Consider the following 23,041-nt stretch of genomic DNA (forward strand, 5'->3'; position numbering starts at 1 on the left):
GCGTCACCCGCGATCCGGGTCTTGCTCTGGGGCCGCAGCCTCCACCCCCGCGGCGGCGCTGCCGTTCGCCTCACGACGGCGCAACTCCTCGAGAAGTCCGAGCAGGCGCTCGGGCAGCGGATCGCTTTCTATTTCCTTGAAGGCCCGACGCAGGTGTGCGTCGATATCTCCGGCCCTGTGCCCCTTCGGCATGTCTTTCCCCATTCGCCGCGCCTTGGCGTCTTGTCCCCCGGCCTACAGGATATAGGTGTCCTGCACCGCCGACGGGAACCCAAGTCGCAGGATATGCGTTCGGTTCCACAAAATTACGCATCAGGGAACGAAAATATGACAGCGATCACAGACGCGTCCACCCTTGCCAGCGCAATCGGGGGGGAACTGCCGTACCTGCGCCGCTATGCCCGGGCCCTCACCGGGTCGCAGGGCACGGGCGACGCGTATGCTGCGGCGGCCCTGGAGGCGATCCTCGAGGACCGGGATGTCTTCGCCAGCGAACGACGGCCGAAGGTCGCGCTGTTCCAGGTCTTCCACGGCATCTGGCAAAGCTCGGGCCAGCCCGTCTCGGAGGACGAGACCGGCCTCGCGCAGGCCGCTCAGGCCCATCTGTCGAAGCTGACGCCGAACACCCGCGAGGCGCTGCTGCTGCAGTCCATCGAAGAACTGTCCATAGAGGAGATCGCCTTCGTCATGGGGATCGAACAATCCGAGGTGCGTCATCTGGTGGAGGTGGCAGAGCGCGAGATGGCCGACAGCGTGTCGGGGCGCATCATGATCATCGAGGACGAGGCGATCATCGCCATGGACCTGCAGGCCATCGTGGCCGACATGGGCCATGCGATCACCGGGGTCGCCCGGACCCGCGACGCCGCGATCGAACTGGCGCGGGCAGAGGCGCCGGACCTGATCCTCGCCGACATCCAGCTTGCCGACAATTCGAGCGGGATCGACGCGGTGAACGACATCCTGCGCGAGCTTGGCACGCTGCCGGTCATCTTCATCACGGCCTTCCCCGAGCGGCTTCTGACGGGCGAGCGGCCGGAACCGGCCTTCCTGATCTCGAAGCCCTACCGGGAGGATCAGGTCCGCTCGGCGGTGAGCCAGGCCATGTTCTTCTCCTCGACGGAGCCGCTGCACAGCTGAGGTGCATCGGCGCGACTGTCCGGCGCCGGGGCCGGCGTGCCGGGCCGAGGTCCGGCGGGCGCTCACGGAGCCGGCGTCGTGGGCGGGGGGCGGCTCGGCGCGCCCCGCCTCCGCGTGTCGGCATGGCCGAGGATGAGCCGGTTCAGAACCGCTCCGAGAAGCACGAGGTAGGCGGAGATGTAGAACCACATCATCAGCGCGATCACCGCGCCGATTGACCCGTAGAGCCGGTTGTAGTTCCCGAAATTCGCCAGGTAGACCGAGAAGCCCACCGAGGCCGCGAGCCAGACCGCGACCGCCACCACCGCACCGGGGGTGAACCAGCCGGGCCGCGCCTCACCGCCCGGGTTCGGTCCGAAACGGTAGAGCAGGCTCAGCCCCGCCAGAAGGACCGCGATGGCCAGCGTCCAGCGGAAGGTCTCGGCGGCCAGGGCTTCCGCCGGGCCGAGCGGCAGGAAGGCCAGCGCGACGGGGGCCACGACCACGAGGATCAGTGCGGCCAGCGCCACGCCAACCAGCGAGACCGTCAGCGTCATCGCCACGATCGCGTGGCGCAGACCGCCGCGGTTGCCGCGTCCGTGGATCTCGTTGAGGCCCCGGATCACCGCCGCCACGCCAGCCCGCGCCGACCAGAGCGCCAGGAGGATCGACAGGCCCGAGGCCCAGCCGAGCGTGTCGCTGCGGGTGTTCAGAAGACCCATGACCTGGGAGGAGAAGACGGCATAGGCCTCCTCGGGCATGATCTCGTGGAGAAGCTCCATCTGCTCGGCGACGATGCCCGGATCGGCGACGAGACCGAAGAGGGCGATGACGGCGGCGATGGCCGGAAAGATCGCGACGACGCCAAAGAACGCACAGCCCGCCGCGATGAGACCGAGATTGGTGCGGTCGATTTCCGCGCCGAGCCATTGCATGGCGCGGATCATCCGCTTCACGCCGGTCATCGCGCGCGGTTCCGGTCCGGTCGGGTCATGGAGCTATCCCATACTCTCGGTCGAGAGGCCGCAAGGGGCGACGGCGGGATTTCCGGGGAGCGGTGCATGTCACCAAGACCGACCACGACCCTGAGGGACGAGGGGACAGGGAACGGGCCGTGGCCGGTTTGGTGTTCGCCAAAAGTCGCGGTGCGACCTCGACACCGTGACAACAGGCCCGGGGCCGCCTTGTTCCCGGCCGCGTGGAAAAAACCCGAAAATTCTTTCCGGGCGAGATGGCGCTAAAAATTTCTTATACACCAGAGGGTTGCGCATTCCAGCGGATGGCGGGACCGGGGCTCCGCCCCGGACCCCGGGATATTTCCGGCCAGAAAAGGACCGGGACCGGACCGAGCGGAGCGGTCAGGCCACCTGCACCTGAGGCTGGCTGCGCAGGGCGCGCAGGTAGCTCTCGGTCCACCACTCGATATCCGTGTCGCGGATCACCTGCATCATGGACAGCCAGCGTGCGTGGCGCTCGTGCAGGGACATGGCGAGCGCCTGGTCGATGGCGCGGGCCATGCCCGAGGTGTCGTAGGGGTTGACCATCAGCGCCCCGTCGAGCTGCTCGGCGGCCCCCGCGAAATGCGACAGGATCAGCACGCCGGGATCCGCGCCGTCCTGGGCGGCGACGAATTCCTTCGCGACGAGGTTCATCCCGTCGGCAAGAGGGGTGACCAGCATCACGTCGGCCCGGCGGTAGAGCCCGGCCACGATCTCCCGCGGGAGGGGGCGGCGGATGTAGCGGATCGGGGTCCAGTCGAGTTCCGCGTGCTCGCCGTTCACGCTGCCGGCCATGCTCTCGAGTTCCGCGCGGATCTCGCGGTAGGCCTCCACGTCCTCGCGGCTCGGCGGCGCGATCTGGAGCATGGTCGCCCGAGGTCCGTCGCTGGCGCGCAGGCCGAGGTACTTGCCGAAGGCCTCGAAGCGGTTGGGCAGGCCCTTGGAATAGTCGAGCCGGTCCACGCCCAGCACCAGCTTCTGCTCCACCGGCAGGTCGGTGATGGTGATGTCGGCGGCGTCGGCCGCCTCCTGGAAGCTGTCGACGTCGATGCCGATGGGAAAGGAGCGGACCTCGAAGAAGCGGTCGGCGAGCTTCATGCGGCCGCGCAGGGTGAATTCCGCCTCGGTGGCGGTGCGCAGCCATTCGAGGCAGGCGGAGACGTCCCGCTGGGTCTGCAGGCCGAAGAGGTCGAAGGAGGAGACCCAGGGTCCGAGCTGCTTCTGGTCCGGGAGGGCCGCGATGTCGCCTGGGTTCGGGAAGGGGATGTGCAGGAAGAAGCCGATGCGGTTCTGCACCCCCAGTTTTCTCAGCTCGTGACCCAGCGGCAGGAAGTGGTAGTCGTGGACCCAGAGGATGTCGCCCGGCTCCACCACCTTGGCGATCATCTCCGCCACGCGGGCGTTGACGGCCATGTACTGGCGGCGGTTCTCCTCGTCCACGTCGATGAGGTCGGCGCGGTGGTGAAACAGCGGCCAGATCACCGAGTTGGCATGGCCGAGGTAGAAGCCGCGGTGTTCATCCTCGGTCAGGTCGTAGGCGAGCTTGCGATACTCCGGCACGCCCTCGATCTCGTGCAGGGGGCCGGGGGAGTCCGAGGTTTCGCCCGACGAGCCGATCCAGACGCCGCCGCGGGCCTTCAGCGCGTCATGGAGCGCGACCACCAGCCCCCCGGAGGGCTGGGCGTCGGTGGGGATGCGGTTCGAGACGACGATGAGACGACTCTCTGCGGCCATGGTTCAGCTCCCGCCCTCCGTCCAGGTGCGCAGGACCGCGCGGGCCGCGGCGGGGTCCGGGACGCGGAAGCCGGCCTGGGTGTCGCCCGGCCCGACCTTGACCGAGATGCCGTCGGACCGGGAGGTGACCCAGGCGAGGGCCGGCTCGTCGGTCACGTCGTCGCCGAAGAACACCGGGCGGCGGTCCGCGAAGCGCGCGCTTTCCATGATGCGCTTGATCGAGGCGTCCTTGGAGATGCCCTCGGGGCGCAGTTCGTAGGCCATCTTGGAGTGATGCAGCTCGAAGCCTTCGTGGCTCTGCTCGAGGGCATGGAAGAAGGCATAGGCCTCGGCCTCCCGCTCCGGCACCTGGCGGAAGTGCAGAACCACGCCGGTGGGCTTGCGCTCGGCGAGCAGGCCCTCGTGGGTGGCGGCGAAGGCCTCGGCCATGTCGCCCAGGCGGGCGACCACGTCCGACCCGGCGAGCGGATGGCGGTGCACCTCGCCCTCGACGCGGTCCTCGGCGCCGTGGGAACCGATCACATGGCCGCCGAAGCCGCCGAGAAAACCGCAGGCCACGTCGATGGGACGGCCGGTGACGATGACGAGCCGGCCGTCGGTGGCAGCATCGAGGGCCTTGAGCAGATCGACGAGATCGTCCGGCACCTCGATCGCGTCGGGGCGCGGGGCGATGTCGACGAGGGTGCCGTCGAAGTCGAGGAACAGGGCCGTGCGGCCAAGGTCGACCTCCGGAAGGGTCGTCTCGCACGGCCCGTCGCCATGGGGTTCGGATACGAAGCCGATCATCTCGTAGTACATCGCGGGTCTCCCTGATCTGTCACGGCGCCTTGCGGGCCTGCTGACGGTCCGCCTCCCCGCCGGGAGCGGGTGCGGACCGATGGGTGCGTCTCCCAATATAGGCACGGCTGTGCCGATCCGAACACCCGCGGCGGCACGAGACGTGCGCGCAACACTCCCCGAAGCCTTCGCAGGCGGCTTATTGTCTTGGAACGCCGGAGCGGCTCAAATGCTCCCGAGGCAGGGCGCAGACCCGACAACAAGAACCGGAGCAGGCTCATGACGGTCACTGTCACCGATGTGGCGGCGCGTGCGGGTGTGTCCCGTTCGGCTGTCAGTCGAACCTTCACGAAGGGCGGAACGGTCTCGCCGGAGATGCGGGCCAGGGTCGAGGCGGCGGCGGCCGAACTCGGATATCGCCCCAATCCGCTGGCCGCGGCGCTGAAGACCGGACGCAGCGGCCTGGTGGCGCTGGTCATCGACGATGCGGCGAACCCCGTGACGCTGGCCGCGCAGGCCGCGCTGTCGGCGGCGCTCGAGGCGCAGGGCCGGCGGGCGGTCCTCGTCAACCTCGCCGGAGAGACCGACCCAGCGCGGGCGGCCGCCCGGCTTGGCGCCTATCACGCGGACGGCGCGCTGCTGGTCGCGGCGCAGCTTCCGGCGGAGGTGGTCGAGGCGCTGCGCGGCGCGGGGCGGCCCGTGGTGCAGTGCTTTCCCCATGTGGTCGAGGCCGCCGCGGCGGATGTGGCGGGGATCGACAACGTCCGCGCGGGACGGCTGGCCGCGCGCAAGATGCTGGCACGGGGCTACGGACGTCCGGCCTTCGTCGGCGGACCGAGGACCTGGGCACCGATGCAGGAGCGGCTTGCGGGGTTCCGGTCGGTGACGCGGTCGCGGGATCTCGAGTTGCAGGTGCAATGGACGGAGGATGTCTCTGTCGAGGCCGGCCAGCGCGCGGCGGAGAAGATCCTCAGCCGCGGCGGCGCGGACGGCTATTTCTGCGCCGACGACCGGCTGGCGCTCGGTGTGCTTCTGGCGCTGGAGGAGGCCGGGATCTCCGTGCCCGACGAGGCGGGCGTGGTGGGGCTCGGGGATATCGAGATGGCGGGCTGGCCGCAGTTCCGGCTCACGACGCTTCGGATGCCCCTCGAGGAGGTGACGCAGGCCGCGGCGTCGCGGCTCGTCGCGCTGATCGAGGCGCCTGGCGGCGATCCGGAGCTGGCCGCGTTCCCGTGCCAATTCGTCGAGCGCGGCACGCTGCGCGCGCCGCAGGCCTGAGCAGCCCCCCGCCGGTCCCGCGACGTCGGCCACAAACCCCTCCCGACTCGCAGACGGGCGCGGTATGCGGGCCTTGATCCGCCCCCGACCTGTCCTGATCCGAACGAGTGGCCCGATGATCGATCTCACCTCCCATGTGAACCTGGTGGCCGAGGCGATACACGAGAAGCGAGAGGGGGCCCCCCGGCTGCTCGTGGCGATTGCGGGCGCGCCGGGCTCCGGCAAGTCGACGCTGGCCGCCGAGGTGGGGCGCAGGCTCGGCGGGCAGAAGGTGCGCACGGCGGTGGTGCCCATGGACGGCTTTCACCTCGACAACCGCGTGCTCGAGGACCGCGGCCTCACTCAGCGCAAGGGTGCCCCGGAAACCTTTGACGCGCTGGGCTTTCTCAATGCCATGCGGCGGCTCGCCAATGGCGAGGAGGTGGTCCTGCCGGTCTTCGACCGTCCGCGGGACCTTGCCATAGCGGGGGCGCTGGTGGTGCCGCCCGAATGCCAGGTGGTCATCGTGGAGGGCAATTACCTCCTGTTCGACGAGCGGCCCTGGTCGCTGCTCGCCCCGCTCTGGTGCCTTTCGGTGCGGATCGACGTGCCCGTGCCGGAGCTGCGCGCGCGGCTGATCCAGCGCTGGCTGAGCCACGGATTCAGCCGTGCCGCGGCGACCCGGCGCGCGGAGCGCAACGACATTCCGAACGCCCTGCGCATCGTCGAAAAGGCGCTGAAGGCCGACTATACCCTTTGAACTCGGCGATTTCCGTGTTCCCCTGCCGTCAAAGACAGGGGGACGGGCCGTGCGCGATACGGGCGACGATCAGGACATCGACCTCGAGGCGGCCGAGGCGCTGGCCGCGGGCAGGCACCATGATCCGTTCGCGGTGCTGGGGCCGCATCGCGCGGGCGCGGCGGGTCGGCTGACGGCGATCGACCCCGGCGCGGACCGGCTGGAGGTGCGGGGCGCCTCGGGGGCGGTGTTCGTGCTGGAGCGCATCGCGGGGCCTGTGTTCTCGGGGCCGGTCTCGGCCGCCATCGGCGACAGGTCGGAGAGCTATGTCCTTCACGGCACCGGCGCGGACGGGGCGGAGTGGGACCATGACGACGCCTTCCGCTTCGGCCCGGTGCTGACGGATTTCGACGAGTACCTGCTGGGCGAAGGTGCCCATCACAGGCTGTGGGAGGCCCTGGGCGCGCACCGGATGCGGCACGAGGGCAGCGACGGCACGCATTTCGCGGTCTGGGCGCCGAATGCGCGGCGGGTGTCGGTCGTGGGCGACATGAACGGCTGGGACGGACGGCGCCATCCGATGCGGCGGCGCGGGGCGACGGGCGTGTCGGAGATCTTCCTGCCCGGCGTCGGCGAGGGCGCGGCCTACAAGTACGAGATCCTCGGCCGCGACGGCCGGGTCGTGCAGAAGGCGGACCCGGTGGGCTTCGGCGCGGAGCATCCGACCGCCACCGCGAGCGTCGTGCGCGACATCCGCGGCTATGGCTGGGATGACGACGGCTGGATGGAGACGCGGGCCGCGCGCAACAGCCGGGATGCGCCGATTTCGGTCTACGAGGTGCATCTGGGGAGCTGGCGCAGGCGCCACGACGAGGGCGGCAGGCCCCTGTCCTACCGCGAACATGCCGAGGAGCTGGTGGGCTATGCGCGGGACATGGGCTTTACCCATCTCGAGCTGATGCCGGTGTCGGAATTTCCCTTCGACGGGTCCTGGGGATACCAGCCCGTGGGGCTTTACGCGCCGACGATCCGGTTCGGCCCGCCGCACGAGTTCCGCGACCTCGTGCAGGCGGCCCATGGCGCGGGGCTGGGCGTGATCCTCGACTGGGTGCCGGGGCATTTTCCGACGGATGCTCACGGGCTGGGGCGGTTCGACGGAACCGCGCTCTACGAACATGCCGATCCGCGGGAGGGGTTCCACCGGGACTGGAACACGCTGATCTACAATTACGGGCGGCGCGAGGTGGCGAATTTCCTTGTCGCCAACGCCCTTTACTGGCTCGACGAATACCATGTGGACGGGCTGCGCGTGGATGCCGTGGCCTCGATGCTCTACCGTGACTATTCGCGGCCAGAGGGGGACTGGGTGCCCAATGTCCACGGCGGGCGCGAGAACCTCGAGGCGATCGCCCTGATGCAGCGGATGAACACGCTGGTCTATGGCGAGCACGACGGGATCCTGACCGTGGCGGAGGAAAGCACCTCCTACCCGGCGGTGTCGGGGCCGGCGCATGCGGGCGGGCTGGGGTTCGGCTACAAGTGGAACATGGGCTGGATGAACGACACGCTCGACTACATCGCGCGGGCGCCCGAATACCGGAAATACCATCATCACCAAGTGACCAACACGATCTCCTGGGCGTTCTCGGAGAACTTCGTCCTGCCCGTGAGCCATGACGAGGTTGTGCACGGCAAGGGGTCGATGCTGGAGAAGATGCCGGGCGACGAATGGCAGAAATTTGCAAATCTGCGCGCCTATTACGGGTACATGTGGAGCCATCCGGGCAAGAAACTGCTGTTCATGGGCTGCGAGTTCGGCCAGCCGGCGGAATGGAACCATGACCGGGAGCTGGACTGGGAGGCCGCCGCCCTGCCCCGCCACTCGGGCGTGCGGGACCTCGTGCGGGATCTGAACGCGCTCTACCGTGCCACGCCCGCGCTGCATGTGAAGGATTGCGAGGCGGAGGGTTTCGCCTGGGTGGATCACGGCGACGCGGATCTCTCGGTGCTGAGCTTCCTGCGCCTTGGCCGGGAGGGGGACGCGCCGGTGCTCGTGGTGTGCAACTTCACCCCCGTTCCGCGGGAGGGCTACCGGCTGGGCGTGCCGCGGGGCGGGCACTGGCGCGAGGTGCTGAATACCGATGCCGCGCGTTACGGCGGCAGCGGCATGGGCCAGCCGGGGGGACGCAATGCGGTGGCGGCGCCCTCCCATGGCCGGGACCATACGCTCGAAATCACGCTGCCGCCGCTGGCGGTGGTGATGTTCAGCCCCGGCTGAGCCGACCTGAGGGAGGAAAGTCCGATGGACGACAGCAGACGACTGACACAACGCTCCATGGCCTTCGTGCTGGCGGGCGGCCGCGGCTCGCGGCTCAAGGAGCTTACGGACAGGCGGGTGAAACCGGCGGTCTATTTCGGCGGCAAGACGCGGATCATCGACTTCGCCCTGTCGAACGCGATGAACTCGGGCATCCGAAAGATGGCGCTGGCCACGCAGTACAAGGCCCACAGCCTGATCCGGCATTGCCAGAGGGGCTGGAACTTCTTCCGCGCCGAGCGCAACGAGTTTCTCGACATCATGCCGGCGAGCCAGCGGACCGGAGGAGAGGACTGGTACCGCGGCACGGCGGACGCGGTGACGCAGAACATCGACATTCTCGACGATTACGGGATCGACTACATCGTGATCCTGGCGGGCGACCACATCTACAAGATGGATTACGAGATCATGCTGCGCCAGCATGTGGAGACCGAGGCCGATGTCACCATCGGCTGTCTCACGGTGCCGCGGATGGAAGCCACGGCCTTCGGCGTGATGGGCATCGACAAGACCGGGCGGATCACCGAGTTTCTGGAAAAGCCCGCCGATCCGCCGGGCACGCCGGACGATCCCGATGTCGCGCTGGCGTCCATGGGCATCTACGTCTTCAACTACAGGTTCCTGCGTGAGCTCCTGCTGAAGGACGGCGAGGACACGAATTCGAGCCATGATTTCGGCAATGACCTGATCCCGGAGATCGTGAAGAACGGCAAGGCGATGGCCCACCGCTTCGACACGAGCTGCGTCCGGCATCCGGGCGCGCCGGCCTACTGGAAGGACGTGGGCACCGTCGATGCCTTCTGGCAGGCCAACATCGACCTGACGAACTTCACGCCCGAACTCGACCTCTGGGACCGGGACTGGCCGATCTGGACCTATTCCGAAGGCGTGCCGCCGGCGAAGTTCATCCATGACGAGAGGGACCGGCGCGGCATGGCGATTTCCTCGATGGTGTCGGGGGGCTGCATCGTCTCGGGCACAGAGGTACGCAATTCGCTGCTGTTCACCAACGTGCACACCAACAGCTACGCGGTGCTCGACCATGCCGTCGTGCTGCCACGGGTGGTGGTGAACCGCCACGCGCGGCTGAGGAAGGTCGTGATCGACAAGGGCGTGGTGATCCCCGAGAAGCTGGTGGTGGGCGAGGACCCGGTGGAAGACGCCAAGTTCTTCCGCGTCTCGGATACCGGCGTCACGTTGATCACCCAGCCGATGATCGACGCCTGGACCGCCGCGCAATGAGGGTGCTGTCGGTCGCGTCGGAATGCGCGCCCCTGGTGAAGACCGGGGGCCTTGCCGACGTGGCCGGCGCCCTGCCCGCCGCGCTGAAGGCCGAGGGCGTGGAGATGCGCACCATGCTGCCCGGCTATCCGGCGGTGATGGCGGCGCTCGAGGGCGGGGAGGTCGTGCACGAGGAGCGCGACCTGATGGGCGGCCCGGCGCGGGTGCTCGCGGGGCGCGCGGGACCGCTCGATCTGATGGTGGTGGAGGCGCCGCATCTCTATGCGCGCGAGGGGTCGATCTACCTCGGCCCGGACGGTCGGGACTGGCCCGACAACCCGGCCCGCTTCGCCGCGCTGTCCTGGGCGGCGGCGGAGGTGGCAAGGGCCGACTGGCCCGCCGACGTCGTTCATTGCCACGACTGGCAGGCGGGTCTTGCGCCCTATTACCTCCGCGCCGGAGGCCCGCCCTCGGTGCTGACGATCCACAACATCGCCTTTCACGGCAACGCCGCGCCCGAGGAGATCGGGCCGCTCCGGCTCGATCCCTCCGATTTCACACCGGAAGGCTACGAGTTCTGGGGGCGGGTGTCGGCGCTGAAGGCGGGGCTCGTCTGGGCGGACCGGCTGACGACCGTCTCGCCCACCTATGCCGCCGAGCTGATGCGGCCGGAGTTCGGCATGGGCCTCGACGGGGTGATGCGGGCGCGCGCGGGCGATCTCACAGGCATCCTCAACGGGATCGACACCGGGGTCTGGAACCCCGCCACCGATCCGCTGATCGAGCGCTACGACAGCCCCGGAGGCAAGGCGCCCAACAAGGTCGCGCTGCGGCGGATCATGGGACTGCCCGACGCGGCTGGGCCGCTCTGCGTCGTGGTCAGCCGACTGACGGAGCAGAAGGGGTTCGACCTGCTGCTCGAGGCCCTGCCCGCGCTTCTGGCCCGCGGCGGGCAGCTGGCGCTCCTCGGATCGGGCGATCCGGCGCTGGAGCGGGCATTTCACGCGGCGGCGGAGGACCGGAACGTCGCGGTACGGATCGGCTACGACGAGGCGCTGGCGCACCGGCTCATCGCGGGGGGCGACGCGATCCTCGTGCCCTCGCGCTTCGAGCCCTGCGGGCTGACGCAGATGATGGGGCTGCGTTATGGCACGGTCCCATTGGTGGCGCTGACGGGCGGGCTTGCCGATACGGTGATCGACGCCTCGCCCGCGGCTCTTGCGGCAGGAGCGGCGACCGGCATACAGGTTCATCCCGTCGCGGCCGGGCCGCTGGCCCACGGGCTGGGGCGGCTCTGCGACCTTTGGGAAACGCCCGCGGTCTGGGCGCAAGTGCAGGGTAACGCCATGGCGGCGCCAGTGGGATGGGAGAGATCGGCGGGGGCCTATGCGGGCCTCTACGCCGCTCTAAAAACCTGAGAGACATGAACGGCAATGTGGAGATCAGGGCGGGGCGCCCCGCCCCGCTGGGCGCGACCTGGGATGGCGAGGGGGTGAACTTCGCCATCTTCTCGCAGCACGCGACGAAGATGACGCTGTGCCTCTTCGACGAGGACGGGACCGAGCGCATCAACCTCGCCCTGCCGGAAAGGGACGGCCATGTCTGGCACGGCTACCTGCCGGGGCTGGGACCGGGGCAGCATTACGGCTACCGCGCCCATGGCCCCTACCGGCCCGACGAGGGGCACCGCTTCAACCCCAACAAGTTGCTGCTCGACCCCTATGCGCGCTGGCTGACGGGGCATCCGCGCTGGTCGGGCGCCGTCTTCGGCTATGACGTGACCGCGCGGCACGGCGACCTGACCTTCGACACGCGCGACAGCGCCGGGCACATGCCGCGCTGCGTGGTGATGGCCGCGGACGACGGCTTCGACTGGCAGGGCGACCGCCCGCCGGGCAGGCCGATGGAGGAGACGATCCTCTACGAAGCCCATGTGAAGGGCCTGACCATGGGCCATCCGGGGATCGCGGCGCCCGGGACCTATGCCGCGCTCGCCTCCGATCCGATCCTCGAGCATATCCGCGCCCTTGGCGCCACGGCGATCCAGATCCTGCCGATCCATGCCTTCCTGAACGACGAGCACCTGATCGAGAAGGGGCTGACGAACTACTGGGGCTACCAGACCATCGGGTTCTTCGCGCCCGAGCCGCGGTATCTCACCCCCGGCGGCGGGCCGCACGAGTTGAAGGAGATGGTGCGGCGGTTCCACGCTGCCGGGATCGAGGTGATCCTCGACGTGGTCTACAACCACACGGGCGAGGGCAATCACCTGGGCCCCACCCTGTCGTTCCGGGGACTGGACAACCGCAGCTACTACCGCCTCGCCGAGACGCCGCGGCGCTACATCAACGACTCGGGCACGGGCAATTCGCTGAACATCGAGCATCCGATGGTGCTGCGGATGGTGATGGACAGCCTGCGGCACTGGGTCGAGACCTACCATGTGGACGGCTTCCGTTTCGATCTCGCGGCCTCGCTGGGGCGGACGGCGCACGGGTTCGACCGCAACGCGGCGTTCTTCCAGGCGATCCGGCAGGACCCGGTGCTGGCCCGCGTCAAGCTGATGGGAGAGCCCTGGGACATCGGCCCCGGGGGCTATCAGCTCGGCGCCTTTCCGAACCCCTGGGGCGAGCATAACGACCGCTACCGCGACCAGGTTCGGAGGTTCTGGCGGGGCGACGCGGGCATGGTCTCGAAGCTCGCCAACCGGGTTTCGGGCTCGGCGATCCGGTTCGACCATGACGGGCGGCCCTCGACCTCTTCGGTGAACTTCATCACCTGCCACGACGGCTTCACCCTGATAGACGTGGTCAGCTACGCGCGGAAGCACAACGAGGCCAACGGCGAGAACAACGCCGACGGGCACGACCACAACGCCAGCGACAACTGCGGCGTCGAGGGGCCGACGGACGATCCGGAGATCCGTGAATGCCGGAACCGGCGGCGGCGGAACATGCTCGCCACGCTGATGCTCAGCCAGGGCACGCCGATGCTGCTGGCGGGCGACGAGCTGGGCAACAGCCAGGGCGGCAACAACAACGCCTATTGCCAGGACAACCCCATCGGCTGGGTGACCTGGGAAGGACACAATCCGGACTTCCTTGCCTTCGCGCGGCAGGTCGTGCAGTTCCGCCGCGCCCATCCGGTGCTGCGCCAGAAGCGGTTCCTGCACGCCCGGCCGCGGCTGGTGGACGGGGTGCCCGACCTTTACTGGCGCAAGGCGGACGGCCCGCCCATGACCGAGGCCGACTGGGCCGATCCGGAGCGCCGGCACCTGATCGCCGAGATGCGCATGGCCAGCGGGACGCCGGAATACGACCGGCTGGAATATGCGGTCATGGCGATCTTCAACGCGGGCGGGCCGCTGACCGTGGACCTTCCCTCGCCGCGCGAGGGTTGGCTGTGGTATCGGGAGCTGGACACGGCAGACCCGGCCTGCGGCAGCTTTGCCGTGAGAAAACCCCTGAAGGTGCACGGCGAGTCCGTCGTGGCCCTGATCCTGAAGAAATCCTGAGGGAGGACCCCATGGACGCGATCTCCGTCGAGACGAGCCCGATCGAGGGCCAGAAGCCCGGCACCAGCGGGCTGCGCAAGAAGACGCGGGTCTTCATGGGGCCGCATTACCTCGAGAACTACGTGCAGGCGATCTTTGACGGGATCGGCGGGGTCGCGGGCAAGACCCTCGTGGTGGGCGGCGACGGGCGCTATTTCAACGACCGCGCGATCCAGGTGATCCTGCGCATGATGGCGGCCAGCGGGGCGGCGCGCGCGATCGTGGGGCAGGACGGCATCCTCTCCACGCCCGCTGCCTCGAACCTCATTCGCAAGCGCGGCACGGACGGCGGGCTGATCCTGTCGGCGAGCCACAATCCCGGCGGGCCGGACGAGGATTTCGGGCTGAAATACAACGGACCGAACGGCGGGCCGGCCTCGGAAGGCGTGACCGACCGGATCTTCGCCGCCACGAAGGAAGTGCGCTCCTACCGCATCCTCGAGGCGCAGGACGTGGACCTTTCCGCGCAGGGCGAAAGCAGTCTCGGCGGCATGGTCGTGGAGGTGGTGGACCCGGTCGCGGATTACGCCGCGCTGATGGAGGAGCTTTTCGATTTCGACGCGATCCGGGCGCTGTTCGCGGGCGGCTTCACCATGCGGTTCGACGCCATGCACGCCGTCACGGGGCCTTACGCGCGCGCGATCCTCGAGGAGAGGCTGGGCGCCGTGCCGGGCACCGTGGTGAACGCGGTCCCCTCCCCCGATTTCGGCGGCGGGCATCCCGACCCGAACCCGATCTGGGCCAAACCCTTGATGGACCTGATGATGGGCGCCGATGCTCCCGATTTCGGCGCGGCCTCGGACGGCGACGGGGACCGCAACATGATCGTGGGCCGGGGCTGCTATGTGACGCCTTCGGACAGCCTTGCGGTGCTGGCCGCCAACGCCCATCTCGCCCCCGCCTATGCCGGGGGGCTGGCGGGCGTGGCGCGCTCGATGCCCACCTCCGGCGCGGTGGACCGGGTGGCGGAGGCCATGGGCATCGACTGCTACGAGACGCCGACGGGGTGGAAGTTCTTCGGCACGCTGCTCGATGCGGGCCGCGCCACGCTCTGCGGGGAGGAGAGCGCGGGCACGGGATCGGACCATGTGCGCGAGAAGGACGGGGTCTGGGCGGTGCTGCTCTGGCTCAACATCCTTGCCAGCACCGGCAGAAGCGTCGCCGACCTGATGGCCGACCACTGGACCCGGTTCGGGCGGAACTACTATTCGCGTCACGATTACGAGGCGGTGGACGCGGGCCTCGCCGAAGAGATCATGGGCGATCTGAGCGCAAGGCTGGGCGATCTGCCGGAGACCATGGCGGGGGGGCTGACGGTGAGCGCCGCCGACGAGTTCGGCTATACCGATCCGGTGGACGGCTCCACGGCCTCGGGTCAGGGCCTGAGGGTCTGGTTCGAGGGCGGCGCGCGGGCGGTGTTCCGGCTGTCGGGCACGGGCACCGAAGGCGCGACGGTGCGGGTCTATCTCGAGCGGCTGGAGACGGCGCCCGATGCGCTTCACCAGGAACCGCAGGCGGCGCTGGCGCCGGTGATCGCGGCCGCGGAGGAGCTGACGGGGCTCAGGGCGAAGACGGGCCGGGCGGGACCCGACGTGGTGACCTGACGGGCGCGGCCCGGGGGGCGCCCTGCGGCGGCCGGGAAGGCGTTTGCCGGGTCGGTGGGGCGGACGGCGGCGGGCAAGAGGCCCTGGCCTCCGGCTTTGGGTGGACGCGCAGGCGGGTTGAAAACCCGCCCTACGGCTTGGGCGGCGGGGGGCTCGAAACCCTCCCTACGGCCCGGGGTGGCGGGCGGAGGCGGGCTCGAAACCCGCCCTACGGACACGGGCGGCGAAGGGGACTGCGGCGTCGAAACCACGCTCTTGTGGATGGCTTGTCATACGGGCGCAACATCAAGGGTCTAGAAGCAAAGGCCACCAAAGCCCGAGCGAAAGGCCCCGCGATGCCCGGCCCCCTGCCCCCGCTGCGCCTGACCGGCGCCACCGTCCTGCGGGACGGGGGGCTGCAGGACCGCACCGTGGCCATCGCGGGCGGGCGGATCTCGGCCGGGCCCTACCCCGCCGTGGACCTCAGCGGTTTCTTTATCCTTCCCGGGATGGTGGACCTGTCGGTCCGGGCGCTCGACCGGGACGGCCCGCCGCCCACCGAGACCTCGGCGCGGGCGGCCCTCGCCGAGGCGGGTCGCGCGGCGGCCATGGCGGGCGTGACGACGGGCTGGGCCACGCACCTGTGGTCGGCGAGCGGCGCCGGGGCGGCGGAGCGCGCAGAGGCCTGTCTGCGCGCGCTCGACCGGCACCGGGCGGAGACGCTTGTCGATCTGCGCATCGCACTGACCTACGACGCGGCCACATTGCCCGCCACGGAGCGCCTGCTGGCCGCGATCCGGCGGCACGGGGTCGACCGGCTCGCCTTCGTCGACGCGGTCGTGGCCACGAAGCGGACGCCCGCCTTCGATCCGGCCCGCCTCCGGGCGATGGCAGAGGCGCGGGGACTGAGCGCGGAGGCGCTGTCGCAGGAGCTGGCGGGCGCACCGGTCGGACCGCGGGAGCTGCCGCGCATCCTTTGCCGCATCGCCGAGGCGCTGGACATACTCGGGGTGAGCTACGGCTCGCAGGGCGATGCGGACGGCGAGACGCGGGAATTCTTCGCGATGCTGGGCGCCCGGATCTGCGAGAGTCCCGCGGCCCTGCGCGCAGCCTCGCTGGCGCGCGCGGTGGGGGACCCGGTCGTGGCCGCCGTCTCGGGGAGCGAGGCGGCCCAGGTGCCGGCCACGGCCCTCGTCCGGGCGGGCAAATGCTCGGCGCTGGCTTCGGGGGGGCGTCCGGCCGCGCTGGCAAGGACGGCCTTCGCCCTCGCCGACGACGGGGTTCTCGACCTGCCCCGCGCGTGGCGTCTGGTGTCGGAAGCGCCCGCCGCCCTGATGCGTCTGCCGGACAGGGGGGTCATTGCGCAGGGAAAGCGCGCGGACCTGGCGATCGTGAACAAGGCCACGCGGCAGGTGGAGGCGACCCTAGTGGCCGGACGGCTGGTCTTTGCCGCCGGAGAGGCGGCGATGCGCTTCGTCGATGCGCGGCAGGCGGCGGTTCCGGTCGCGGCGGAGTGACCCCGTTCCCGCCACGAGCGGGGAGACGCGCGCCGCCGTTTCCGTTAACATATGCGGGAGGGAATCATCGGCGGGGGGAATCACCGATGTCCGGGACGCTGTCGGGGGCCCAGGAGGCCGTCGCCATGATCGCCAGACTGCCGGAAGAGGAGGTGGCGCATTTCCTGCGCGACTCCATCGCCGAGCGTCGGCTTTCCGATCTGATGCGCAGCCTCAACGAGGCGGTCGCGACCGGCGACCCGGGCTTGCGGGCGTCCGCCGAGAAGGCCCTGAAGCACCTCGGGTTTCTCTGACCCCGGTCAGGCGTCCTTCTGCGCGATCCAGTCGTGGTCGGGGTGATTCCGGAACCGCCACTTGCGGAGCGGACCTGCCATCACGTTGAGATAGTACATGTCGTAGCCGTAGGGCGCGCCGCAGGGGTGGTGGCCCTTCGGCACCAGCACCACGTCGTGGTCGTGGACGGTCATCGTCTCGTCGAGGCTGCCGTCCTCGGTGAAGACGCGCTGATGGCCGTAGCCCCGCGCCGGGTTCAGGCGGTGGTAATAGGTTTCCTCTAGGTAGGTCATGTTCGGGAAGTCGTCCTCGTCATGGCGGTGCGGCGGATAGGAGGACCAGTTGCCTGCGGGGGTATAGACCTCGGTCACCAGAAGGCTGCCCGCGACGTCGCGCTCCTCCATGGCGATGGGGTGGATGTAGCGGGTGTTGGCGCCCTTGCCGCGGGTGATGCGCTCGATGCCTTCGGGGCCGATCCGCGCGGCGGGATGGTCGCCCCGGGCGGGGGCCGTGCAGATGGCGAGGATGCAGTCGGTGGTGGCCTCCGCCGTCCAGTCGCTGCCGCCCGGGACGTAGAGGGCGTGGGGCGGGGTCTGGTCCCAGACGGTCAGGCGCTGGCCGAGCTCGCCGAAGTCGTGACCGGCGGCGGCGATGCGGGCGCGGCCCTCCACCAGCACGAGGATCGCCTCGCGGTCGCCCGTCGCTTCTGCGGCGCGCTGCCCGGCGGAGAGGCGATAGAGCCCGAAGCCCACATAGCCCCAGCCGGCACTCTCGGGGGTGATGTCGTGGATCTTGCCCGCCTCCGAGGCGGGGCGGCGGAGCAGGTCTGTCATGGGGCAGGTCTCCCTCGATCATCTGACGCGCGTGGCAGGGGATGCCGCGGCCGCAAGCGTTGCACCATCGGTCCGAGCGGAGATGGCAGGACCGGGCCGCCCTTACGGTCCGGCGAGCTGATGTCGCATGTGCGCCGCTTGCGTGAGCGACGGACCCACCAGCCATGAGGCTCCGCAGAACGAGGGTCGGATGGTCCTGTCGCGACCGGCTGCGGACGTCGCGGGGGCGTCAGCCGTCTCACGATCCCCCCTTGTCGTCCCGGTCGGCGTAGTTCGCCTCGTCGTAGACCACGAAGAACTCCCAGGCGCAGAGCCCGCCGAGACCGCCGAAGAGGATCGCCCAGAAGACGTTGCCGCCCATGAGCTCCACCACGGCCCAGACCACGCAGACCGCCGTCACGGCGACACGGCGCCAGAGCGGGCGAAAGAACGGGTGGCGCAGGTCGAAGAGCTTCATGCGGCGAGCCCGGCCTCCGCGGCGAGGGCCTTGAGCGTGGCGAGGCCGAGGGACTGGTATTCCACCGGGTCGCGCTCTTCGGGGTCCTGTTCGGCCTCTATGACGATCCAGCCGTCGTAGCGGGCGGCGGCGAGCTGCGCCATGAGCGGTGCGAAGTCGATGGCGCCGTCGGGATCGCCGGGCACGGTGAAGACCCCCTGCCGCACGCCGTCGAGGAAGGTCAGGTCGCGCGCCTGGATCGCCTCCATGATCGGGCGGCGGACGTTCTTTGCGTGAAAGTGCCGGAGCCTGCCGATGTGTTTCGCGAGGATCTCCGCCGGATCGCCGCCCCCAAAATAGGCATGACCGCTGTCGAAGAGAAAGCCCGTGGCCGGGCCCGTCGCGGCCATGAAGCGGTCGATCTCGTCCGGCGTCTGCACCACCGTGCCCATGTGATGATGATAGGCCATCGGCAGGCCGCGCGCGGCGCTCCATTCGGCGATCTGCTCCACCTGCGCCCCGAAGCGCGCCATTGCGTCGGCCTCGAGCACGGGTTTGCGGCTGAGCGGCACGGCCGAGCCGTGGACCGTGTTGGAGGTCTCGCAGGCGATCATCACCCGGCAGCCCATCTCCAGCAGGCGGTCGACCTGGGGCGCGATGCGCTCCTTCTGCGTCTCGACGTCGATCTGCAGGAGGTCGAGCGAGGTCCAGGCGGAGACGAAGGCGAGGCCGCGCGGCTCCAGCACGGCTTTCAGCCCGGCGGGGTCCTTCGGAAACTTGTTGCCGTTCTCGGTTCCGTCGAAACCGATCTCGGCGGTCTGGTCGAGACAGGTCTCGAGGCTGATATGCCCGCCGATGGTTGGGTCGTCGTCGTTCGACCAGGCGATGGGGTTCGTGCCGTAGAGGATCATGCCGTCACCTGACGCTTGCGGTTGCTCTCATAGCCCTTGCGGGCCTCGTTGACTTCGGGCCGCGGGCTGACCTCGGGGACCGCGACCTCCCACCAGTGCCCGCCATGGGGGGTGGAGGGATAGGGGTCGGTGTCGATCACCACGACGAAGGGGCCGCGCGCGTCCTTCGCCCTCGCGAGCGCCTGCTCCAGCTCGGCGATGGAGCCGGCCTTGACCGCCTCGGCGCCCATGCTGGCGGCATGGGCTGCGAAGTCGATCCGCGAGGATGCTGCGTGGACGGTGTGGTCCAGCAGATTGTTGAACTCCGCCCCGCCGGTCGCCATCTGCAGGCGGTTGATGCAGCCGAAGCCGCGATTGTCGGTGATGACCACGGTGAACTTCACGCCCATCATGACGGCGGTCGCCAGCTCGCTGTTCATCATCATGTAGCTGCCGTCGCCCAGCATGCAGACAACGTCGCGGTCGGGCTCGGCCATCTTGATCGCCATGGCGCCGGCGAGCTCGTAGCCCATGCAGGAAAAGCCGTATTCCATGTGGTAGCTGCGCGGTCGCCCTGCCTTCCAGAGCTTGTGCAGCTCGCCCGGCATGGTGCCGGCGGCGCACATCACCACGGTGTCGGGGCCCGCGGCGCGCTGGGCCGCGCCGATCACCTGCATGTCGGTCGGCAGCGCGTTGTCGTCCGGGCCGGGGGCGGCGGTGAGCGGGTCGACCTCGGCGAACCAGGCCTGCTTGCGAGCGGCGATGTCGGCGGACCAGTTCCGGTCCCCCAGCGCCTGCGAGAGGGCCTCGAGACCGGTGCGGGCGTCGGCCATCAGAGGCAGGGCGCCGTGTTTCGCGGCGTCGTAGGCGTTGACGTTGAGGCTGACCATGGTCCTCGCGGACCGGAAGAGCGCCCAGCTTCCGGTGGTAAAATCCTGGAACCGGGTGCCCACGCCAAGTACCAGATCGGCCTCGGCGCAGGTCTCGTTGGCGCTTGTCGCGCCGGTCACGCCTACGGGCCCGGCATTCTGCGGATTGTCCCACGGCAGGGCGGATTTGCCGGCCTGGGTCTCCACCACGGGGATGCCGTGCGCTTCGGCGAAGGTCCTGAGTGCGTCGGTGGCGTCGGAGTAATGCACGCCGCCGCCCGCGACGATCACCGGGCGTTCGGCCGCCGCGAGCGCCTTGGTGACCGTGTCGAGTTCCACCGGGTCGGGCGGGGTCCGGCGCATGCGCCATGTGCGCTCCTCGAAGAAGCGGACGGGCCAGTCGAAGGCTTCGGTCTGCACGTCCTGGCAGAAGGAGAGCGTGACCGGGCCGCAATCGGCGGGATCGGTCATGGTCCGCATGGCGCGCGGCAGGGCGGTCAGAAGCTGCTCGGGGCGCTGGATGCGGTCGAAATAGCGGCTGACGGGCCGGAAGCAGTCGTTGGCGCTGACCGTGCCGTCGGCGAAATTCTCCGTCTGCTGCAGCACCGGGTCGGGGCCTCTGTGGGCGAAGACATCGCCGGGCACCAGCAGGACCGGAAGGCGGTTCACATAGGCGAGCGCGGCGGCGGTGACCATGTTCGTCGCCCCCGGCCCGATGGAGGATGTCACCATCATCGCGTGCCTGCGCTGGAGCTGCTTGGCATAGGCGATGGCGGCATGGGCCATGCCCTGCTCGTTATGTCCCCGGTAGGTGGGGAGCTCCTCGCGGACGCCGTGGAGCGCCTCGCCCAGCCCCGCGACATTGCCATGGCCGAAGATCGCCCAGCAGCCGGCGATGAAGGGCGTGCCGTCCTCGGCCTTCTGCGCCGCGAGCCAGCGCACCATGGCCTGCGCGGCGGTCAGTCGGATCGTGTCGGTCATGCGGCGGTCCTCGCGGAATGTCTTGCCGCGTCCCAGGCCGCGCAGAGGCGGGCATAGGCGGCGGCCATGTCGGCGGTGGCCCCGGCGTCGGTCATCGCGCCCGCCATCCATTCGCGGGCGGCATGGCCGAAGATCGTGCGGCCCACGGCAAAGCCCTTTACCAGCGGCTGGCGCGCGGCTGTGGCGAAGCCCCGGGTCAGCGCCTCCTCGGCGGCGGCAAGGCCCAGCATGACGATGCCGCGGCAATGGGGATCGTGGCGGCCGATCGCGGCGGTGGCATTGGTCCAGGCCGTGTCCGAGGGGAGTGGTTCGAGCTTCCACCAGTCGGGGAAGATGCCGAGGCCATAGATGTGGTCGATGAGGTCCGAGGTGGTGATGTCGGTCACCGGACCGACCTTCGAGGGGATCACCTCGAGCAGGAAATCGAGGCGGTTCCGGCGCGCGGCGGCGAAGAGGCGCTGCATCTGGGCGTCCTGCTCGGCCTTCATCGCGGCGGCGTCGTCCGGGTGGCAGAAGCACAGGCATTTCACCACATGCTCGCGCGGCCATTCCGACAGCCCGCCGAGGTCCGCGCCGATCTCGGGCTCGAAGCGCAGGGGGCGCGCGCCCGGAAGCTCCACCGGGCGGCCGATCCAGAGCCCCTGCCCCGCCGCCGCGTAGAGCGCGCGCCGACCGAGGTGGCCGTCGCAGAGGAGGCCGTGGCCGGGCTTGCCCTGGGACACCTGGAGAACGGCGTCGAGGCAGAGCTCCTTGAAGCGGCCGATCCTGGCGGGGTCGGCGCCGGGCAGCTCCTCGAGCTGGGCGCGGTGGTCGAAGGCGAAGACCTTGAGCTCGGGCCAGTCCGCGATGCGGTTCGTTGCCCAGTGCACCTGTTCGAGCTCGGCGTCGTGGCGCAGGGCGGGTGTTTTGACGCCCCGGGCAAGGAAGAACCGCAGCTCGTCCCAGGAGGGATAGGCGGGGGTGCAGCCGTGGCGGCTGACCGCGAAGGCGCCGCAGGCGTTGGCGTATTTCAGTGCGGTCGGCCAGTCCTCGCCGTCGAGCCAGCCCTTGAGGAGGCCCGACATGAAGCCGTCGCCCGCGCCGAGGACGTTGAAGACCTCGATGGGAAAGCCCGGCCCGCTCTCGCCCGCGTCGAGGCTTTCGGGGATGGCGCCGGTGAAGGCCACGGCGCCCGCCGCGCCGCGCTTGCAGACGAGCGTGGCGGAGGACACGGCGCGGACGGCGCGCAGGGCGGCCAGCGTGTCGGTGGAGCCGCCGGCGATGTGGAACTCCTCCTCGGTGCCGACGATCAGGTCGAAAAGGTGCAGGTGGCTCTGAAGTTTCGCGGTGACGGCCGCACTCTCGATGAAGCGCTCCTCGCCCGCGCCGTGGCCGGCGAGGCCCCAGAGGTTGGGGCGGTAGTCGATGTCGAGGGCGGTCTTCGCCCCGCCCTCGCGGGCGAGTCTCAGGGCCTTCAGCACGGCGGCCTCGGTGCGAGGATGGCTGAGATGGGTGCCCGTGGCGACGACCGAGCGGGTGTCCGCGATCAGCGCGGGGTCGATGTCGTCCTCGCAGAGCGCCATGTCGGCGCAGTTCTCGCGGTAGAAGATCAGCGGAAATCGTTCGTCGTCGCGGATGCCGAGGATCACCAGGGCCGTCAGCCGCTCGGGATCGGTGACGACGCCGCGGGTGTCGACGCCCTCGGCGGCCAGTTCCTCGCGCAGGAAGCGGCCCATGTGCTCGTCGCCGACGCGGGTGATGAGGCCCGATTTCAGGCCGAGGCGGGCGGTGCCGCAGGCCATGTTGGTGGGCGAGCCGCCGACATACTTGTCGAAGGAGCGCATGTCCTCGAGCCGGCCGCCGACCTGCGCGCCGTAGAGATCGACCGACGAGCGGCCGATGGTGATGACATCCAGTCGCGCCATGTCTCCTCCCGTGGCCACGGGCGCCCCTGCGCGCCGC

19 protein-coding genes are annotated in these 23,041 nt (G+C 69.7%); 10 read left to right on the forward strand and 9 right to left on the reverse strand.

What is annotated here, in order from left to right; all coding sequences use genetic code 11:
* Positions 1 to 3: 3 nt before the first annotated feature.
* Entirely contained in the window at positions 4 to 192 is a 189-nt protein-coding gene (locus EAT49_RS13740; protein ID WP_185020756.1) for a NepR family anti-sigma factor, read from the reverse strand.
* A gap of 135 nt (positions 193 to 327) precedes the next feature.
* Here EAT49_RS13740 and EAT49_RS13745 point away from each other — a divergent pair, with 135 nt between their 5' ends.
* Positions 328 to 1,140 (forward strand): response regulator, encoded by an 813-nt coding sequence (locus EAT49_RS13745; protein WP_123642854.1) that lies wholly within the window; start codon positions 328 to 330, stop codon positions 1,138 to 1,140.
* A 62-nt stretch (positions 1,141 to 1,202) separates the two neighbouring features.
* On the opposite strand, the gene EAT49_RS13750 is transcribed toward EAT49_RS13745, so the two are convergent.
* The 3 genes from EAT49_RS13750 to otsB all read right to left on the reverse strand — a co-directional run bounded on the left by EAT49_RS13750 (position 1,203) and on the right by otsB (position 4,649).
* A complete protein-coding gene (locus EAT49_RS13750) occupies positions 1,203 to 2,084 on the reverse strand; it encodes a YihY/virulence factor BrkB family protein (protein WP_123642855.1) in 882 nt (293 codons plus the stop codon).
* Positions 2,085 to 2,477: 393 nt separating this feature from the next.
* Positions 2,478 to 3,851 carry an alpha,alpha-trehalose-phosphate synthase (UDP-forming) gene (locus tag EAT49_RS13755; protein WP_123642856.1) on the reverse strand — a complete coding sequence of 458 codons (1,374 nt, stop codon included), beginning with the start codon at positions 3,849 to 3,851 and terminating at the stop codon, positions 2,478 to 2,480.
* Positions 3,852 to 3,854: 3 nt separating this feature from the next.
* Positions 3,855 to 4,649: a trehalose-phosphatase gene (otsB, locus tag EAT49_RS13760; RefSeq protein WP_123642857.1), complete on the reverse strand. Its 795-nt coding sequence runs from the start codon at positions 4,647 to 4,649 to the stop codon at positions 3,855 to 3,857.
* Positions 4,650 to 4,907: 258 nt separating this feature from the next.
* Here otsB and EAT49_RS13765 point away from each other — a divergent pair, with 258 nt between their 5' ends.
* The 9 genes from EAT49_RS13765 (at position 4,908) to EAT49_RS21245 (ending at position 17,111) form a co-directional block, all read left to right on the forward strand.
* A complete protein-coding gene (locus EAT49_RS13765) occupies positions 4,908 to 5,906 on the forward strand; it encodes a LacI family DNA-binding transcriptional regulator (RefSeq protein WP_123642858.1) in 999 nt (332 codons plus the stop codon).
* A 115-nt stretch (positions 5,907 to 6,021) separates the two neighbouring features.
* Positions 6,022 to 6,645: a nucleoside/nucleotide kinase family protein gene (locus tag EAT49_RS13770; RefSeq protein WP_123642859.1), complete on the forward strand. Its 624-nt coding sequence runs from the start codon at positions 6,022 to 6,024 to the stop codon at positions 6,643 to 6,645.
* Between the two features lie 49 nt (positions 6,646 to 6,694).
* Positions 6,695 to 8,902: a 1,4-alpha-glucan branching protein GlgB gene (gene glgB, locus EAT49_RS13775; RefSeq protein WP_246003851.1), complete on the forward strand. Its 2,208-nt coding sequence runs from the start codon at positions 6,695 to 6,697 to the stop codon at positions 8,900 to 8,902.
* A gap of 24 nt (positions 8,903 to 8,926) precedes the next feature.
* On the forward strand, positions 8,927 to 10,186 hold the full coding sequence (gene glgC / locus EAT49_RS13780) for a glucose-1-phosphate adenylyltransferase (protein WP_123642860.1): 1,260 nt from the start codon (positions 8,927 to 8,929) through the stop codon (positions 10,184 to 10,186).
* Entirely contained in the window at positions 10,183 to 11,583 is a 1,401-nt protein-coding gene (gene glgA / locus EAT49_RS13785; RefSeq protein WP_123642861.1) for a glycogen synthase GlgA, read from the forward strand. The genes glgC and glgA overlap by 4 nt, the downstream gene beginning before the upstream one ends.
* 5 nt (positions 11,584 to 11,588) lie before the next feature.
* A complete protein-coding gene (gene glgX / locus EAT49_RS13790) occupies positions 11,589 to 13,679 on the forward strand; it encodes a glycogen debranching protein GlgX (RefSeq protein WP_123642862.1) in 2,091 nt (696 codons plus the stop codon).
* 11 nt (positions 13,680 to 13,690) lie between these two features.
* Entirely contained in the window at positions 13,691 to 15,322 is a 1,632-nt protein-coding gene (locus EAT49_RS13795) for an alpha-D-glucose phosphate-specific phosphoglucomutase (RefSeq protein ID WP_123642863.1), read from the forward strand.
* A gap of 335 nt (positions 15,323 to 15,657) precedes the next feature.
* Entirely contained in the window at positions 15,658 to 16,818 is a 1,161-nt protein-coding gene (locus EAT49_RS13800) for an amidohydrolase family protein (RefSeq protein ID WP_123642864.1), read from the forward strand.
* 125 nt (positions 16,819 to 16,943) lie between these two features.
* Entirely contained in the window at positions 16,944 to 17,111 is a 168-nt protein-coding gene (locus tag EAT49_RS21245; RefSeq protein WP_185020757.1) for a hypothetical protein, read from the forward strand.
* A gap of 6 nt (positions 17,112 to 17,117) precedes the next feature.
* On the opposite strand, the gene iolB is transcribed toward EAT49_RS21245, so the two are convergent.
* The 5 genes from iolB to EAT49_RS13825 all read right to left on the reverse strand — a co-directional run bounded on the left by iolB (position 17,118) and on the right by EAT49_RS13825 (position 23,004).
* Positions 17,118 to 17,924, reverse strand: a complete 807-nt coding sequence (gene iolB / locus EAT49_RS13805; RefSeq protein WP_123642865.1) for a 5-deoxy-glucuronate isomerase — start codon at positions 17,922 to 17,924, stop codon at positions 17,118 to 17,120.
* 238 nt (positions 17,925 to 18,162) lie between these two features.
* Entirely contained in the window at positions 18,163 to 18,381 is a 219-nt protein-coding gene (locus tag EAT49_RS13810) for a hypothetical protein (protein ID WP_123642866.1), read from the reverse strand.
* Positions 18,378 to 19,271, reverse strand: a complete 894-nt coding sequence (iolE, locus tag EAT49_RS13815) for a myo-inosose-2 dehydratase (RefSeq protein ID WP_123642867.1) — start codon at positions 19,269 to 19,271, stop codon at positions 18,378 to 18,380. Before iolE ends, EAT49_RS13810 begins: the two co-directional genes overlap by 4 nt.
* Positions 19,268 to 21,100, reverse strand: coding sequence for a 3D-(3,5/4)-trihydroxycyclohexane-1,2-dione acylhydrolase (decyclizing) (gene iolD / locus EAT49_RS13820; RefSeq protein ID WP_123642868.1), 1,833 nt, complete (start codon positions 21,098 to 21,100; stop codon positions 19,268 to 19,270). Before iolD ends, iolE begins: the two co-directional genes overlap by 4 nt.
* Positions 21,097 to 23,004: a bifunctional 5-dehydro-2-deoxygluconokinase/5-dehydro-2-deoxyphosphogluconate aldolase gene (locus EAT49_RS13825; RefSeq protein WP_123642869.1), complete on the reverse strand. Its 1,908-nt coding sequence runs from the start codon at positions 23,002 to 23,004 to the stop codon at positions 21,097 to 21,099. Before EAT49_RS13825 ends, iolD begins: the two co-directional genes overlap by 4 nt.
* Positions 23,005 to 23,041 lie beyond the last annotated feature (37 nt).

This window comes from Histidinibacterium lentulum (genome assembly GCF_003789055.1).
In the GTDB taxonomy this organism is placed as follows: domain Bacteria; phylum Pseudomonadota; class Alphaproteobacteria; order Rhodobacterales; family Rhodobacteraceae; genus Oceanicola; species Oceanicola lentulus.

Coding starts and splice junctions, on each gene's coding strand:
- EAT49_RS13800 (WP_123642864.1), top strand. CDS start 15,658: ATGCCCGGCCCCCTGCCCCCGCTGCGCCTGACCGGCGCCACCGTCCTG.
- EAT49_RS13765 (WP_123642858.1), top strand. CDS start 4,908: ATGACGGTCACTGTCACCGATGTGGCGGCGCGTGCGGGTGTGTCCCGT.
- iolD (WP_123642868.1), bottom strand. CDS start 21,100: ATGACCGACACGATCCGACTGACCGCCGCGCAGGCCATGGTGCGCTGG.
- EAT49_RS13740 (WP_185020756.1), bottom strand. CDS start 192: ATGCCGAAGGGGCACAGGGCCGGAGATATCGACGCACACCTGCGTCGG.
- iolB (WP_123642865.1), bottom strand. CDS start 17,924: ATGACAGACCTGCTCCGCCGCCCCGCCTCGGAGGCGGGCAAGATCCAC.
- EAT49_RS13795 (WP_123642863.1), top strand. CDS start 13,691: ATGGACGCGATCTCCGTCGAGACGAGCCCGATCGAGGGCCAGAAGCCC.
- EAT49_RS13755 (WP_123642856.1), bottom strand. CDS start 3,851: ATGGCCGCAGAGAGTCGTCTCATCGTCGTCTCGAACCGCATCCCCACC.
- EAT49_RS13825 (WP_123642869.1), bottom strand. CDS start 23,004: ATGGCGCGACTGGATGTCATCACCATCGGCCGCTCGTCGGTCGATCTC.
- glgA (WP_123642861.1), top strand. CDS start 10,183: ATGAGGGTGCTGTCGGTCGCGTCGGAATGCGCGCCCCTGGTGAAGACC.
- EAT49_RS21245 (WP_185020757.1), top strand. CDS start 16,944: ATGATCGCCAGACTGCCGGAAGAGGAGGTGGCGCATTTCCTGCGCGAC.
- iolE (WP_123642867.1), bottom strand. CDS start 19,271: ATGATCCTCTACGGCACGAACCCCATCGCCTGGTCGAACGACGACGAC.
- EAT49_RS13770 (WP_123642859.1), top strand. CDS start 6,022: ATGATCGATCTCACCTCCCATGTGAACCTGGTGGCCGAGGCGATACAC.
- EAT49_RS13750 (WP_123642855.1), bottom strand. CDS start 2,084: ATGACCGGCGTGAAGCGGATGATCCGCGCCATGCAATGGCTCGGCGCG.
- glgX (WP_123642862.1), top strand. CDS start 11,589: ATGAACGGCAATGTGGAGATCAGGGCGGGGCGCCCCGCCCCGCTGGGC.
- otsB (WP_123642857.1), bottom strand. CDS start 4,649: ATGTACTACGAGATGATCGGCTTCGTATCCGAACCCCATGGCGACGGG.
- EAT49_RS13745 (WP_123642854.1), top strand. CDS start 328: ATGACAGCGATCACAGACGCGTCCACCCTTGCCAGCGCAATCGGGGGG.
- EAT49_RS13810 (WP_123642866.1), bottom strand. CDS start 18,381: ATGAAGCTCTTCGACCTGCGCCACCCGTTCTTTCGCCCGCTCTGGCGC.
- glgC (WP_123642860.1), top strand. CDS start 8,927: ATGGACGACAGCAGACGACTGACACAACGCTCCATGGCCTTCGTGCTG.